Origin of the sequence: Collinsella sp. AF20-14LB (assembly GCF_003459505.1) — a bacterium.
Taxonomy (GTDB): Bacteria; Actinomycetota; Coriobacteriia; order Coriobacteriales; family Coriobacteriaceae; genus Collinsella.
Genome location: NZ_QRWD01000013.1, coordinates 51601 through 67654 on the forward strand (window position 1 = coordinate 51601; position 16054 = coordinate 67654).

The window sequence follows — 16054 nt, forward strand, 5'->3', positions numbered from 1 at the left end:
GTAAACAAGTTTGCTCGAGCACACTTTTGGAAAATAGTTTAGTTTATCTAACTATTAAGTTCAACAAAGGTTAACTTTTTGGAAATCTTGGTGCGCAATGTGACCAAGGGACCGTCCCTGCACCATATCCACAAAAAATGAGAGCGCCAACGGCGCCCTCATTCACCAAATTCAATCCAGCCCCACCTGACCCGAACGGCCGAGTCGTTGCAGAACCCGGGAGCCCCGGCAGGGCGGGTGCTTGCTCAAAATGAGTTCCGCACGCAAAGAAGGCCACTTAATGTGGCCTTCGTCTTGCGCAGGACTGTTTGAAATTTTGAGGAAGCACCCGCCCTGCCGGGGCTCCCGGGTTCCCGTTTACGAGAGCGACGTTCTCAGCAACTCGTTGAAGAGCTTCGGGTTGCCCTTGCCGCGGCTTGCCTTCATGCACTGGCCCACCAAAAAGCCGATGACCTTCTGGTTGCCGTCACGATACTGCTGCGCCTGATCGGCACAGTTTGCCAGCACCTCGTCCACGATCGGCTGCAACGCACCGGCATCGCTCACCTGACGCATACCACGCTCGTCGACGATCTTGTTGGGATCGTCGCCTGTCTGGGCCATGGCCTCAAAGACCTCGTGCGCTTGGTTGGAGCTGATGGCATCGGTCGCCAGCAGCTTAGCCAGCGCTGCCACCTGAGCCGGCGCGATGCCGGACTCGGCCAGCGAGACGCCCGCACCCTTAAGGTAGGCGATCATCTCGTTGACCAGCAAGTTTGCGACCGTCTGAGCCTCCTTGCCAGCCATTCCGGCAGCGGCGGCCTCAAAGAACTCGGCAAACTCGGGGTCGCCGGCGATCTGCTCGGCGTCGGCCGTCTTAATGCCAAAGTCGGCCTCAAAACGGACGCGCTTGGCATCGGGCAGCTCGGGGATCTCGCCACGGCAGCGGTCGATGAACTCGTCATCCAGATCGAACGGCGCCAGGTCGGGATCGGGGAACAGACGATAGTCGTCGGCCGTCTCCTTCACACGCATGACCACGGTGCGCTTGCGGCTGGGCTCCCAGTGGCGGGTCTCCTGATAGATGATGCCGCCCTCCTCGAGCACCTCGGCCTGACGGCAAATCTCGTAGGCAAGGCCGTCGTGCAGGCTCTTAAACGAGTTGAGGTTCTTGAGCTCGGTCTTGGTGCCCAGCTTGGTCTCGCCCCGGCGGCGCAGCGACACGTTGCCGTCGCAGCGCATGGAACCCTTCTCCATGGAGCAATCGGAAATGCCCAGCGTCACAAAGATGCGACGGAGCTTCTCCATAAACAGGCGCGCTTCCTCGGGCGTACGCAAGTCGGGCTCAGTCACGAGCTCAATCAAAGGCGTGCCGCAGCGGTTGTAGTCGACGAGCGACTCGGCCGCGGCGGTAATGCGGCCCTCGGCACCGCCCACGTGGACCATCTTGGCGGCGTCCTCCTCCATGTGGATGCGCAGGATGCGGATGGGCACCGTGTAGGAACCGTCCTCGCGACGCTCGGGCATCTGCAAGTTGGACGCATCATAGCTGGCCAGGTGGCCGGCGCGCTGGTTGCCCTCGCGCATGGTCGACGTCATGGACGTGGACAGGCCCTCGGCGTTGGCCGAGGCGCTCGCCAGGCTCTGGGCCTCGGCCTCACCAAACGCGCAGTCGGGGCGCTCGGCGGCACCGCGACCGGTCACATCCAGATCCAGGTGACCGTACATGGCAAAGGCGACCGGACCCTGCGTGGTCTGGAAGTTCTTGGCCATATCGGGATAAAAGTAGTGCTTGCGGTAGAACATCGAGTGGCGCTGGATCTCGCAGTTGGTGGCGAGACCGGCCTTGACGATGCTCTCGATGGCGCGCTTGTTGGGCACCGGCAGGGCGCCGGGCAGGCCCAGGCACACCGGGCACACGTTGGCGTTGGGCTCGTCATCATGGCTGAGCTTGCAGTTGCAGAACATCTTGGTATCGAGTGCGGTGAGCTCGGTATGGATCTCCAGGCCGATCACGGCCTCCCAATCCTGCAGGACCTCGGAAAGCTCCTTCATTACAGCTCGCCTCCCTTCCCGGCAAAATCGGGCGCGACGGAAAGCGCGGGCGCACCCGTGGCGGCATCGGCAAAGCCGCGCTCCAGGGCGCGGGCAAACGTGAGCAGCTGACGGTCCTTAAAGGCCGGACCCACCAGCTGGGCAGAAACGGGCAGTTGAGTGTCCTCGCCCAGGCCCAGCGGCACCGAGATGCCACCGTTGCCGCAGATGTTGAGCGAAATGGTGTACAGGTCCGAAAGGTACATCTGCGTGGGGTCGCTGATCTCGCCAAACTTAAAGGCCGTGCGCGGCGAGGCGGGCATGAGGATGGTGTCCACCTTGGCATACGCGGCGTCATAGTCCTGCATGATGAGCGTGCGGGCCTTTTGCGCGGCGTAGTAGTACTTGTCGTACACGCCCGAGCTCAGCAGGTAGGCGCCGAGCATCTGACGGCGCTTGGCCTCGGCGCCAAAGCCGTGGGCGCGCGAAAGCGAGCTCTGGTCGGACAGGTTGGCACAGCCCTCCTCCTGGTAGCCGTAGCGAATGCCGTCGAAGCGAGCCAGGTTGGAGAACGCCTCGGCCGGGCCGATGACGTAGTAGGCGGCGATGGCGGCGTCCAGGTGCGGCAGGTCGACCTCGACCAGCTCGGCGCCCTGGTTCTGCAGCTCCTGGGCGGCGCGCTGAACAGCGGCCTTGACCTCAGGCGTCAGACCCTCGGCCTCCATAAACGCGGGGATGATACCCACGCGCTTGCCCTCGATGCTGTCGTTGAGATGCTCGGTAAAGTCGACGGCGCAATCCTGGCTGGTACAGTCGTACGGATCGTGGCCCGCGCCGGTAAGCGCGTTCATGGCCAGCGCGACATCCTCGACCGTGCGGCCAAAGGGGCCCACCTGGTCGAGCGACGAGCCAAAGGCCACCACGCCGTAGCGGCTCACGGCGCCATACGTGGGCTTAAAGCCCACCACGCCGCACAGCGACGCCGGCTGGCGAATGGAGCCGCCGGTGTCCGAGCCCAGTGAGAGCGCGATCTCGCCCGCAGCGACGGCAGCAGCGGAACCGCCCGAGGAGCCGCCGGGCACGCGCTCGGTATCCCAGGGGTTGTTGGTGCGGTGGAACGCCGAGGACTCGGTGGAGCTGCCAAAGGCAAACTCGTCCATATTGGCCTTGCCCATGGGCAGGCAGCCGGCGTCGAGCATGCGCTGGACGCAAGTGGCGGTGTAGACGCTCTGGTAGTTCTCGAGCATGCGGGAAGCGCAGGTGGTGCGCGTACCCACGAGGTTCATGTTGTCCTTGATGGCCAGCGGCACGCCCGCGAGCGGGGGCAGAGCCTCGCCAGCGGCGCGGCGGGCGTCGATTTTGGCAGCGGCCTCAAGCGCGAGCTCGGGCGCTACCTGCAGAAATGCCTGGACTCCGCCCTCGCGCGCCTCGATGGCCTCGAGCGAGGCCTGCGCGACCTCGGTGGCAGAGAAATCGCCGGCGGCAACGTGCTCGGCCAGCTGCGCGGCCGTGAATCGATCGAGATTGAGCTTCATTACTCGCTCTCCCCCTCTCCCAAAATGGACGGCACGCGGAAGTAGCGGTCGCGCGCGCTGCCGGCGTTTTCGAGCGCGACGTCGAGCGGCAGATCGCGCTCGGGCTCGCGCAGGTCGTCACCCATCACGTTGGACAGGCTTCCGATGGGATGGAACGTGGGCTCCACGTCGGGCAAGTCATATTGCAAGACGGGCTCGAGCATCTGGACGGCGTCGTTCATATAGGACGTCATCTGGGTGAGCTCGTCATCGGTCAGTGCGATCTTTGCGTACTCGCCGATGCCGCGCACGTCTTTCTCGCTGAGTGCCATAGGCGCTCCCTTCCGCATAACAGATAAACCGCTCTAGTATACAAGGCAACGCCGCTTGGAGCAGGTGCTTTACCCAAATGCAGCGAAAACGTAACGAGGACGGCGGCTGGCAGGCGGCGGGCTGGCGATTCTGCAGCGAAACCGCACCGTCCATAGCGAAAACCGTACTGCCCACAACGAAAAGCATCTCGCCCGAAACGAAAACCGTCCCGCCCACAACGAAGACCATCACAACATTCGACGCTTATCGCCAAAATCGCGATTTTCATCGAATGTTGTGATGGTTTGGAAGCCCCGACCACCACAAAGGTGCCTGTCCCCTTTGTGGTGGTTCTGAAGAATGTCTTATGCCGAGGCCTTGGCCTTGCGGCGCCTGCGGACCGCGTGGATCACGATGTCCAGCAGCAACAGCACAATGGCTACGACCACAATGAGCACGGCAAACTCGCGCTTGCCCCAGTGGCGGCCGGCCAGCGACTTTTGCTTGTCGACGTCCTTCTTGCTGTACTTGGTGCGCATGCAATGCACCAGCAGACGATGGTCGTTCACGCCGTAGGGCGTGCAGGTAACGAGCGTCACCTTGTCGGCGCCGGGCTCAATGGTCAGCGACTCCATCTCTTCGGGCAGAACCACCTCGGAGTCCACCATCTTGTAGGCGAGCGTCTTGTTCATGGTGTGCAGCAGCACCAGGTCGCCGGGCTCCAGCGAATGGATGTCGTCGAACATGCTCAGGTTGCGCATGCCCGAGTGCGCGGTGAGCACGCAATGCGTCGAGGTGCCGCCCACCGGCAGGCTCGTGCCCTCCAGGTGGCCGACGCCTGCCATAAGGACTTCCTCGCTCGTGCCGTGGTAGATGGGCATGCTCACGTCGATGGAGGGGATCTCGACCCAGCTCATCATGGGGTCGCGGTCAAAGATGAGCTGCTGAGCGTAGGGCTCGATCTGGTCGGCGGGAAGCTCGGTGACCTCGCCGGCAAGTTGCTCGTTAAAGGAGCGCGCCTGGAGCAGGATGCGCTCGCGCTCCTCGGCAGACAGCGCGTCCACGGTGCTGGACACCGTGCTGATCTGGTTGAACACGCCCGAGGCTTCGAGCCGGTCCAAGATCCACGGCCAGGTCATAAGGCCCACGCCAATAAGGATGATGACGATGGTGATGAGCCGGTCGGCCCAGCGCGGCAGTCGCTTGCGACGCCGTTTGGGCTTTGGTTGAGGTTTGGGCTGAGGGCTTGAGCCGCCGTTGTCCGCGGCGTTATTGCTCTTCATATGTTTGGCGCCCTGCACCATCGCCGGTCACTCCTCTACAACTCAAGTTGTCTAAACAAATAATAGCCGATTAGCGAGCCCCTGCGCCGGACAACGCAGTTAGACTGCACCGTCCAGTCGAGGATAAGCCAGCATTTGAGTTTTCAAAATGTCCCGGATCGGCGGGGCGATTCGGGATACAATATCAATGGAAAACGACGCACCCCGCGTAAATGTTTGGGAGCGCGGGCGGCCTAGTTTTCAGCTTTTGTTAAATGCCCGGGCTCCGAACCCCGGGCATTCTTATTTGCGCTTGCGGCGCAAATGCCTTCTACCGTCCGCACCGCGCGTGCGCCTACGGACCTTAAACCGAACCTCATACGAGTCAAGAAACGCGATGACGAACGTGCCCACCGCCGCGAGGGCGGCGAGCGCGTTAAGGAATTTCAGCATTTGGGGACCTCCGATCGAGTCGTCGGCCGCCCGCGCACGGGATGCGTCGCAAAGCCATTTTACTGCGAGCGTATGCACCCACAGCTGGTAAACGCAATATTTGCAAACATCTGTTCGCTAATCATACGCTCGATCCGGCAAGCAACGGCGCCCCGGCTGCTATGTCCAAAAAAAACGGGGCAGACTCCAGTGCGGAGTCTGCCCCGAAAAGAGAATGGCAAAGCAAGAACGTGGATGGACGAGAAAAGTGTCCGCAAGTCTCATGGCCATCACATCCCACCTGCCAAAGGGATGGGTGAGCGAGCGTTACTCCTGCTCGGACTCCTCAGCCTGCTTACGGCTGCGGATGAGGTGCGCCACGCCGATGCACAGCACCGCGCCACCAGCGATCCAGGTGAAGGTCACGCCGTTAAGACCGGTCAGCGGGAGGCCAACCTGCTTGGTGTTGCCGATGGTGATGTTGACTTCACCAGTTTGGACATTGGCAGCGGTATTATCCGTAGCGGTCAGCGTATTATCACCCGGAGTGTTGTTAAGGGTGCCGAGGGCGACATCGGAACGACGCTCGTCATTCTGAGAAGGACTAACCGTAATCTTCTCAAGCTCCGCCGCATTATCCTTATACTTTGCCTCGATAGTAAATGTGAAGGGATTAGCGACGGTATATTTGTCGTTCGGTGCCTCAATCTCAGTCACTGTGTAGGTACCGGCATCGAGACCTTTCACAGCGATCTTGCCCTCGTCCGTAGACGCGAACTTTACATACTCGGGAAGGTCGCTGTTATCGGCAGCGTCCACAAGTTCGCCTGCGACAAAACCATTCCCGTCTTTTGAAGCAACATATTTGTTGTTAGACTTGATGGTAAAGACGGCACCCCCAAGGCCCTTCTCGGTGCCCTGATCGACCTTGTTAATGTTGAGCTGGAAAGTAAAGTCTCCGGCACTGCCCTCGACGGACGTTCCCGTTCCCTCGACATAGGGGTTGTTGGAGTACTCGAGCTTAACAGTATTGAAATTACCCTTCTTCTCCCCATTTCCGTTACCGGTAACGGCATTCTTGTTGAGCTTCGCCTTATAGAAGACAACGATCTGGGTGTTGGCGTCTACGCTCTGGATATCCTTGAGGCCCTTTTTGTTGTTGTCCTTGTCAACGGCAAAGTTAACTGTCAAAACGCGGCTGCTCTCATTTGGAAAAGTAACGTCATAGCCGCTATTGATGGGCGTATAAGCGCCATTGTTCACCGCATAGACCTTAAGCGAACCATCTACGTATTCGAGGCCGCTCGAAAGAGTATCCGTAAACTTATATGCATAGGAATCGTAGGTGGCATAGTTATCGGCGACCGATCCGGTAAGCTTGTAGGTCACTTCCTGGCCGATTTGGGAGTCGATAACGCCAGCCCAACCAGTTGCGCTCGTGGGATCATTCGGCGCCGAAGCAAGTACCTGCTTGCCGACGGTAGGGATACTGGTCTTCTCAGTTACAGTTACAGCATTACCGCCAACAACAGCAAAAATCGGGGACGTGCCGGTATCCTTCTTGGACGAATCGCTGAGAGCATTGGTCACAAACAGGTAATAACCGCTACCGTTCGAAGTTTCGGGAGTCCAAGCGGTGCCAGCGACGATATCCGACTTGACCGGCTCCTCACCCCTAATGGCATTCGCAACTGCATAGAGAATATTATCGGTCGCAATTCGTGTTCCTTTGGTCGATTCCGACCCCGCGGTGCAGACTCCCGCATGCGCAGTGATGAAATCCGCGACTTCCTGAGGCGTAGGCTTCGCAGGAAGCTTTTCAGAATCACTTAAACTGTTATAAGCCTTCCAGTCATTCCTAATGGCTGTAATTACCTTCTGGCCAACCGAACTACTCGCCCACGTAATGTCCTGAGCAGTCTTAACTCCATTCGTATCGGTCACCGTGGCCTTAAAGATCTGGTACGCCTTGAACGTAGTATTCGCGTTACCCTCAACTTGGCTGATCGTGATACTGCCCGCGCCGCCCGCAGCCGCAAACGCCATGGTCACCGGCGCCATAACTCCGCCGAAGCTCAGCGCTGCCGTGAGGCCGGCGGTTACTGCCAGGCGTGCGATGTTCTTGCTCATGCTCATCTTCTTTTCCTCCGTTTTCCGTTTGATTCTCATTCGATCGATCATCATCTGTCTGTGTCTTAGCATCTACTTCGCTACGTCTCGCCCCGCTCTCTGTGGGGCTGCCAGCTACTCTTTATGGCTGCCACCTCCCCGCTTGACCAGGAGCGCGACCACGATCAGTGCAGCTCCGGCGACCGCTGCAGCGGCCGCGGCGTACATTGCCATATCGCCAGTCGAGGGCATAAAGCCTCCGGTGGTAATGCTAGGGGGTGTGCCGGTGGGCGTGTTGATGAGCGACGCCTCCAGGCTGCCCGTCGACCCGTCCGCGCTGTCGGCGCGCAGGGGCGACTCGGCCGTAATGGTGAGTTTGGGCTTGGCGGCGGCCACCTGGTCGACGTCCAGGCTCTCGGCCTTGACCGTCACGCAGCGCGTGCCCTCGAAGGCGGTGTAGCCCTTGGGCGCCTTGAGCTCGCAGACCTCCAGCTTGCCCGAGTCCACGCCCGAGACGGTCACGCGGCCGTCCTCGCCCGTGGTGACGGTGGCCTTGCCCTCCGCATCCCACGTGCCGTCGGCCGCCAGCGTGCGACCGCGGTCGTCGGCGATGCTCAGGACCGCCCCGGCAAGCGGCTTGTCGCCGTCGCTGCTGCGCTTGGTGAGCGCGAGATCCCAGGTGTAGGCGCACGCGTCGTCGCTCGGCGTGCGGGTGAAGCCGGCGTCGCCGGACTGGTCGGCAAAGGGAGAGCGCGGGTAGCACAGGTAGGCCTCGTTGGGGTTGCCCTTCGCGATGCCGTGGTTGCATGCGCTGTTGAGCGGCGCGTTGTACACGGCGACCACGCGGGCGCCCGCGGTGAAGGCGTCGGCCCCGCCGAGCGCGGCGATCAGGTCGCCGGTGCGCACGGTGAAGGTTCCGTCCGCCGCTATCTTGGTGGCGCACTGGGCCGTGATGTCGGTCCAACCCTTCGCGGGCTCGGTGCCGACGCGGCCGTCCTTGTCGGCCGAGACGGCGTCGAAGCCGCCGTCCGCGCCCGCCGCCACGTACACGCGCATGCTCGCGGCCACCTTGGAGGGGTCGAGCCCCGCGCCCATGGTGTCGACGAACCGCACCGCATAGGTGTCGTAGGCGGTGAGCCCGGCCGGGACCGTGGCAGAGAGACGCCAGTACAGGTCGTCTGCGACCGTGGCGTCGGCGGCCTTCTGCCAGGCGGCGGTGCTGTCCTCCAGCACATGCTTGGACACCTTGGGGGTCGCGGCCTTGGGCTTGACAGTGACGGCGCCGCCGCCCACCAGGGCCATGATCGGCGCGGTGCCGACCTCGCCCTGGGCGATGGCGTCGTCGTCGGCGACGATGAGCCAGTAGCCGCTAGGCAGCTTGGCCGCCGTGCCCGCGTTAAGGGCCACGGACACGGCGCCAGAGCTCTGGAGGGAACGAGCGAGCTGTGCGCTCAGCGCGCCCGTAAGGTGGGAATCGGTGTTGAGCCACTCGGCAGCTTTCTGCGCGGTGGTCTGGGAATTGGGCATGCCGGCGCTGTGCAGCACAGGCAGCGCGGCGTCGCGCACGGCGTCGCTTGCCCAGACAAGGTCGGTGAAGGTCTTGGCGTCGCTGTCGCCGTCGACGACGTTGGCGCTAAAGATCTGGTAGGCATCGTAGCTGCTCGCCACGGTGCCGCTCACCGTGATGGAACCGGTCGAAGTCGGCGCGGCCTGCGCGGAAGCGGGGAACACAACCGCGCAGGTGCCGATCAGGAGGGCAAGCAGCGCAAACAAGATCGGGAAGGAGCAAACTTTCTTATTCACGACGCTCGCCTCCCTTCGCATTCGCCTTGCGACGAATGTGCATCCAGACCGCAGCAGCGCAAAGCACCGCCGCGCCGGCAAGGTACGTCAGAGTGACGCCCGACATACCAGAAAGGGGCAGAGTGGTGGAGTAGGTGTTGGTGAAGGTGGGGGTGGAGTCGTCGGTGAGGTTCAGTTCTTCGGCACCGACGTCAGCTTTCCAGTTGCCATCGGAGTCAACGGTTCCCTTCTTGTAGGTCACTTCACATTTGATAGTCTTATCAGGCTGAACAGTTGCCTTGGCCGCAATCTTATAGACCGAGTGGTCGTACGTGTAGTGCGAGAACTGCGAACCGTCGGTTTTCTCGCGCACATAGTACGTAAAGGTCTTGAAAAGGCCACCCGCGGAGTCGCCCGAGTCGTCGGGATTATCCCTGATATCAGAGAGCGAATACTTGAGCTCAACCTCTTTATCAGCGGTGCCCTTAAACGAAAGCGTCTGCTTCGTACCTTTACCAGAGGTGGTCACGGCAGTACCGATGATATGTTGAAATTTGCTGTCTTTCGCAAGCTGAAGTGTAAACTCCTTCATCTCGCCACCCTTAACGACCTTAGTCGCCTTAGGAGTCCAGGAAACCTCAGAGTCGTACGTGTTGGTGAAGGTTGCCTTGTTGGTGGAGGTTGCGCTGTTGGAGTCGACGATCGAATAATACCCATTAGCATCTGCTGACGCAGTCCTCGGCGAGTTAGCTGAACCCCCGGGATTCTTAGTCACGTCCACCCTATCAATCGTGAAGTTATAGACCTTAAGATCTTTAGTATCATGCGGGTTTCCCTGTGTCGGAACAGACATAAGTACAGTCGGCGTGCATTTGACTGTCACCTTAATCTCGTATACAGCATGATCGTATATGACACCAGGAAGATTGCCCGTATCTTCGACCAAGTAGTATGTAATTTCGCCAGTACCATTCGCTAATAACTGCTCGCGAAGCTGTTTGTCGTTAAGAAGCCGCTCGAGCTTCTCGCTAAGGTCAAAGGCGATGTGGCCGTCAGCGCCATTTTGGGCAGATTCGACAAACCCGCAGCCACCATTGTCGAATTTATCATTCTCCCAAGAAGGCGCCTTCGCAGTATCCGAGTTCTTACGATAAACCGTAAACCTGAATTCCCCATCTTTGAGGTCGCGGCCGGCCAGCTCCTTGGTTGCCTTCAACTTAAGGCTTGGATAGACGTACGTATCCGCAGGCACGCCTAGGTACAAGTCGCCATTCGACATGATGCCGCCACCATGGTCCCAGGAATAGTTGCCCGTGATGAAAGTTGTCGCTTCATTCTGCGCACGATTCCGCGCATCAATCGCCGCCTCATCCCCGTCCTTAACACCCGAGGTCAGGCCGATGCTATTTTCTACCCCAACAGCACCGTTGACGGGAATGGTGATAGCTTTTTTAAGTTCGATGCTTCCCGAGTACCGGGCGTCTCCACCGCCAAGCATCTTACCGGTTACCACTGCGACCGGCGTATTGTGACCCCGCGCTGCGAGGAAGAAATCGGCATGACCGTACTTGCGAAACACCTCCGATTTGTATGCATCTTGATCTTCAGTCTTATCAAAACCATCAGCACCACCAGCTGAAAGATGGGGCGTACCATCATTACCCTTGTTTTCTGCCGAATTGTACCCGGTGGCTTTTTGCTCACTGCCAGCAGACTTATTGCCAAAGATTGCCGTGCCCTTAGTGTTCGTTACCAACGTCTTGCCCGTCGGGCAGACTGCAACGCCACCACCATAGCCACCAGCGGTATTGCTGCTAATGTACGAGTTGTATACAAATAATCTACCAGCGGTCTTTTCCATACCCTCATTCGAGTTTCCCTGGACGAAGATACCGCCACCGCCCCAGTCAAAGCGAGACATGCAGTGATTATTTGTGATGTAGACTGGGCTATCGTTTGACAATCCATTTATCATCGCGTCAACCATCTGGCCCACTCGAATGCCAGCACCTTCAGATCGGTAGCTCACGTTAGAGGCAATAATTCCTCCCGTGATATTCAGCCACGCCATACCCGTACGGGATTGGTTATTACGGTTGACATCCGTGACATAAACGCCACCGCCGGCTTCCTCGGAGTAGTTGCCGGTAATCTGGCCACCGGAAATGGCAACATGGGCGCCGTTATTGGCAGCAAGACCAGCGCCGCCATGACAACCCCAGCCATCGCGGCCGCAAAACTTGGCGTATTTATTGTTAGTGATGTAGCCACCAGAAACGGTCACACTACCGCCCGAAGCCAAGATGCCGCCACCGAGACCATCCGCCTCGCCGTACGTAGCGTTGCCAGAGATGATTCCACCCGTAAGCTTCAAGGTGGCTCCGTTGTCAGCATAGACGCCGCCGCCAGAAGCTGCCTTGTTTCCCGCGACCACACCGTCTGTCATTTCGAGGCTGGCTTTCGCGCCCGTTATGCACAGACCACCGCCCCAGCCACCGCGGTTGCCGTTGGTGACGTAACCGCCTTCGATTTTGACCTTACCCATAGAAAGAATCACATGGCCGTTATCGCTCAGATTGGCGGCCGTGGTAATCATGCCGCCCTTGAGATCGAGCGTGCCGCCCTCATTAACGGTGACCACTTGCTTTACGGAACCGCTGACCGATGCCGCAACGATAGCGCCAAAGCCCGTAACGTCATGCTTGTACGTAGTCTCGGTGGTGCAAAGTCTATCTGTATTGGGCGTGCTCTTAGTCTCATAGTAAGTAAGACTCTTGGGTGCGGCGCCATTAGAGCTAGACTCGTCTCCCCTTTCCCATGTCATAATCGCAGGCTGACCCGCCGGCGCATTGTTGACCGGAGTCTTTTCGTCTTTTGTACTATCTGAGTCCTCGATAGTGTTCTCGATAGTGAGCGTGGCTCCGTTTTCGACCACAAAGAAGGAGTCTAAGCCGCCGGAGCGGTTGTAGAGCATGTTTCCCGCAAGATTAATGGTGGTGTCTTTCTTGATGGTAATCTGCTGATTCGAATAGACAGAACCCGTCAGTCGGAACTTGCCGCCATTGGTAAATGCCCTAGCAACATCGTTGCTTACCTCGGTATAGCCATCGTCACTGACGGTGGCGGGAGCGTTCGCGTTTTCATCGTTATTCTCATCATCCGCAAGCTGTGCGTCGGAAGGCTGCACGACACCCTTGGCCTCCACGCTATCGGCAGTCGAGCCCGCAGCAGCGGCGTCTTCGCTCGCGCCGTCCTCGGTCTCGTCACTATTCTTGTTTTCGGTATCCCCGTTGTTGGCGCTGTCTACATCAGTAGACTCACTTGAGGAACCCCCCCCCATCACAGTTTCCTCGGTAGAAACCGTCTGGGCATCATTGGCAATGGCCTGCGAGATCGGAGGCATGACGAGCGACAGTACCAGGCTCAAAACGGAGGCCCCGCACTTAACGCCTGCCAGTACACGGCGCGTCGCTTTATTACTCTGCTTAGATTTGTCTGAATTTGCTGTCATCGATGTCTCCTCCCCAAGAGACCGCGATCTTGCTCTTTCACTATCAAACGTATCTGCGCAATCTGTAATTGCGCTCGCTAAGTGATGCAATTATAACGATTGTTTAAACATCTGAGCAGCAAAACCGACATTTTTGTGCAAGTTCTTAATTCTCTTGACATTTTCTCAGATTTGCCTTCGTTTATTCGCTATCTATTTGTTGTTTCTGCTGGTAATTTAGTTGCGTATTATTTTTTAATGGCATTAGATTTATTTGCACAACATTTTGCTCAAGAGCAAACATCCTGTGAACGGTCGATAATCGACCGTGAGCGGTAGGTCATTAACCGGGAGGAATAGACTACCAAATTGATGGGAATATCTTTAACTCATCGGTGGTTAGAAGCGTAATGCTCAGACAACCATATTTGAATTTACGCGCAGATTTTAGGCATCAATTCGCCTAAATCGCCTGAGACTACCACAAAGGTGCCTGCCTCCCTGTGGTGGTTCTCCCCCTGCGCTACAGCAGATGCTCCTCGATAAAGATCGCGATGCCGTCTTTGTCGTTGCTGGCGGTTACAAAATCGGCGGCGGCGCGGGTGGCGGCGCTGCCGTTTGCCATGGCCACGCCCACGCCGACGTCAGCCACCATGCAGGTGTCGTTATCGGCATCGCCAAACACGCAGATGTCCTGGAGCTCCATGTCGTTGAGCTCTGCCACGCGCACAAGACCGCGCGTCTTGGACACGCGCGGATCCATGAACTCGTAGAGCCGCTGCGTGGTTTGCAGAGCTGCCGCCTTAACAGTGTCATCGGCAAACGTCGACGCCCGCTCAATCACCCGCGGCATTACCTCGGGCGCCATGGTAAACATCACCTTGGGCTGCGGATCGCGCAAAAACTCGGCAAAATCGACCACCTGGTAGGGCACGCCGTCGACGCGCGACAGGTGCTCGACGCACGCGTTGCTCTCGGGCACATAGAGCACGCCGTTTCGGGGGCAGACGGGCGTTGCCGGCAGGCCCGCCATGTGCTTGCAGATGCGCGCGATGGTCTCGCCCGGCAGCGGGTAGCTCAGCTCGTTGATGCCGTGCGCACGGTCGATGACCTCGGCGCCACCGCAGCCCACCAGCACGGCCACCAGGCCTTCAATGCCCCAGAGCTCGTACATGGCCTCGGTCGCGTGGGCGTCGCGCCCGGTGCACAGGCCAAAGAGCACGCCGCGCTCGCGCAGGGAGCGGATCGCCGCCACGGTGCGCGGGGACACCGTGTGCTGGCTCGTGAGCAGCGTGCCGTCGATATCGCAGAACACGGCTTTGATATGGCTGAAGGTGGTGTCCATGGGGGCCTTTCTGGGTTGTGCGGCGGTGCTGGATGAGGTCAGAAATGGTGTACATGGTATACCAAGGCGCAGGCGCGGCCTGTCAAAGCAAAAACCACCACAAAGGCGCCTGGCCCCTTTGTGGTGATCGCGGCGTCTACGGGCCAAACCATCACAACATTCGACGTTTTTCGGCAAAATCGCGATTTTTACCGAATGTTGTGATGGTTTCTTACTGCTTTACGGCACGTTCCAAGTGATTGCGTCCAAACAGCAGCAGTGCCGCGGGAACCGCCGTCACGACCATGCCTGCCCCCACGAGTGTCCGTTGTACGCCAAATGTTGCCGCCAGCCACGGGGCAATCGCCAGAGGGGCCACACCAGCGAACATATTGCCAAAGCCCATGACCGAATTGACGCGACCAAGCTGCTCGAGCGGAGCCGTCGTCTGCACAATGGTGTTGTGGAGCGGGTTGACGACACCCCAAGCTATACCCAGGGCGATCTGGCCGACAAGGGCCACGCCCACGTACGGTGTCCCCACATAGAGCAGACTTCCCAGGCCCACGGACATAAGCGCCACGAGCAGCGTTTTAAGGTTGACCAGGTGCGGCGGCAAGCGGAGCGCGAGCACGGCACCCAGCACCGCGCCGACACCGCAGGCAGACGAGAGCCAGCCCATCCACTCAACGCCAACGTGCAGAACATCGCGATAGAAAAACGACTCGAGCGGATCGAAGGCACCGTAGCCAAAGTTCGAGAGGAAGATGATGCAAAACAGCAGGGCGAGAACGCTGTTGGTGAAGACTGTCTTGATGCTGGCTGCGAAGGTGGCACGGGAGGATGCGCTGGGGTTGGAGCTTTGTCCCGCACGCTCCCCTTCCTCTGCCGAATCGGCATCCGCATGCCCGGCGACATGGCTGGTCTGCGGCCTAAAGCCCCAACCGGCGACGAGCGCCAGCACGGTAAAGAGCATCATGAGCACAAACACCGCGCGCGACGACGCAGCCGCCGCGACAAAGCCGCCCAGCGTGGGGCCAACGATGATACTCACGTTTGAAAACATGGCGATGGCGGAGTTGATGTCTTTGAGCTCGACAGGATCGTCGGTGAGGTAAGCCGGATAGGATGTGGCGATGGGCTGGGCGAATCCCATCACAAAGCCCAGAAACACCGCGCCGAGTAGGACGACGCCGGTCGCGCTGCCAAAGGCGATGATTGCCGTGCCAGTTGCGAGAGCGCCGATGATGCTCAGCAAGAAATGGCGGCGCGGACCCCATGCGTCGAGCGCAGCGCCGCCCGCAAAGGATCCCAGGATCACGAAAACGTTCATGAACAGGACGGCCAGCGATGTCGCGACGACCGAGGCATCGTCCGCATAGGTAAGCGTTCCGATGACGCCGATAAAGTAGCTGGTCTGAAACCCGGTGTAGATGAGAAAGCGCATCGCTACCAGGCGCTTGGCCTGCATGGACAGCGAAGGTTGAGGTTTTGAGAGAAGAGATGCGAGCATGGAGACTCCTTGTTTCATACGAATACGGGCGGTGGGTATTCGCCACCGTCTGTCAAATCAATCTATCCGCATGAAACATTAAGGAGGCATCAGGACCCTTCTCTCCGTTTTTCGCTCAGTATGAACTACTTGGTAGATTGTAAGGCATGTCCCACACATCTACTAAAGCAAAATCCACCACAAAGGTGCCTGGCCCCTTTGTGGTGGAAATGGCGTTTGCCCAGATAAAACCTGTCGAAATAAACCTGTCCCTTTTAATATGAGCAGGACATTGTCAAGAGGCAAAATCGGGCCTGGCCCCAA

9 protein-coding genes are annotated in these 16054 nt (G+C 59.0%); all 9 read right to left on the bottom strand.

Translation table 11 applies throughout. The features are described from left to right. Positions 1-357: 357 nt before the first annotated feature. Entirely contained in the window at positions 358-2034 is a 1677-nt protein-coding gene (gene gatB, locus DWX63_RS07695; RefSeq protein ID WP_117843309.1) for an Asp-tRNA(Asn)/Glu-tRNA(Gln) amidotransferase subunit GatB, read from the bottom strand. After that, complete coding sequence (gatA, locus tag DWX63_RS07700) at positions 2034-3548, bottom strand: Asp-tRNA(Asn)/Glu-tRNA(Gln) amidotransferase subunit GatA (RefSeq protein WP_117843310.1); 1515 nt, start codon at positions 3546-3548, stop codon at positions 2034-2036. Before gatA ends, gatB begins: the two co-directional genes overlap by 1 nt. After that, on the bottom strand, positions 3548-3859 hold the full coding sequence (locus DWX63_RS07705) for an aspartyl/glutamyl-tRNA amidotransferase subunit C (RefSeq protein ID WP_117843311.1): 312 nt from the start codon (positions 3857-3859) through the stop codon (positions 3548-3550). Before DWX63_RS07705 ends, gatA begins: the two co-directional genes overlap by 1 nt. A gap of 345 nt (positions 3860-4204) precedes the next feature. Further along, a complete protein-coding gene (locus DWX63_RS07710) occupies positions 4205-5122 on the bottom strand; it encodes a class C sortase (protein WP_158559647.1) in 918 nt (305 codons plus the stop codon). A 738-nt stretch (positions 5123-5860) separates the two neighbouring features. Continuing rightward, on the bottom strand, positions 5861-7663 hold the full coding sequence (locus tag DWX63_RS07715; protein WP_158559648.1) for an isopeptide-forming domain-containing fimbrial protein: 1803 nt from the start codon (positions 7661-7663) through the stop codon (positions 5861-5863). Between the two features lie 114 nt (positions 7664-7777). Then, positions 7778-9445, bottom strand: a complete 1668-nt coding sequence (locus DWX63_RS07720; protein ID WP_158559649.1) for a SpaA isopeptide-forming pilin-related protein — start codon at positions 9443-9445, stop codon at positions 7778-7780. Beyond that, positions 9438-12935, bottom strand: coding sequence for a Spy0128 family protein (locus tag DWX63_RS07725; protein WP_117843315.1), 3498 nt, complete (start codon positions 12933-12935; stop codon positions 9438-9440). Before DWX63_RS07725 ends, DWX63_RS07720 begins: the two co-directional genes overlap by 8 nt. Before the next feature lie 502 nt (positions 12936-13437). Beyond that, the gene (locus DWX63_RS07730) at positions 13438-14259 is read right to left on the bottom strand and encodes an HAD family hydrolase (protein WP_117843316.1); all 822 of its coding nucleotides are present in this window, start codon (positions 14257-14259) and stop codon (positions 13438-13440) included. A 211-nt stretch (positions 14260-14470) separates the two neighbouring features. Beyond that, complete coding sequence (locus DWX63_RS07735; protein WP_158559650.1) at positions 14471-15751, bottom strand: MFS transporter; 1281 nt, start codon at positions 15749-15751, stop codon at positions 14471-14473. Positions 15752-16054: the final 303 nt, after the last annotated feature.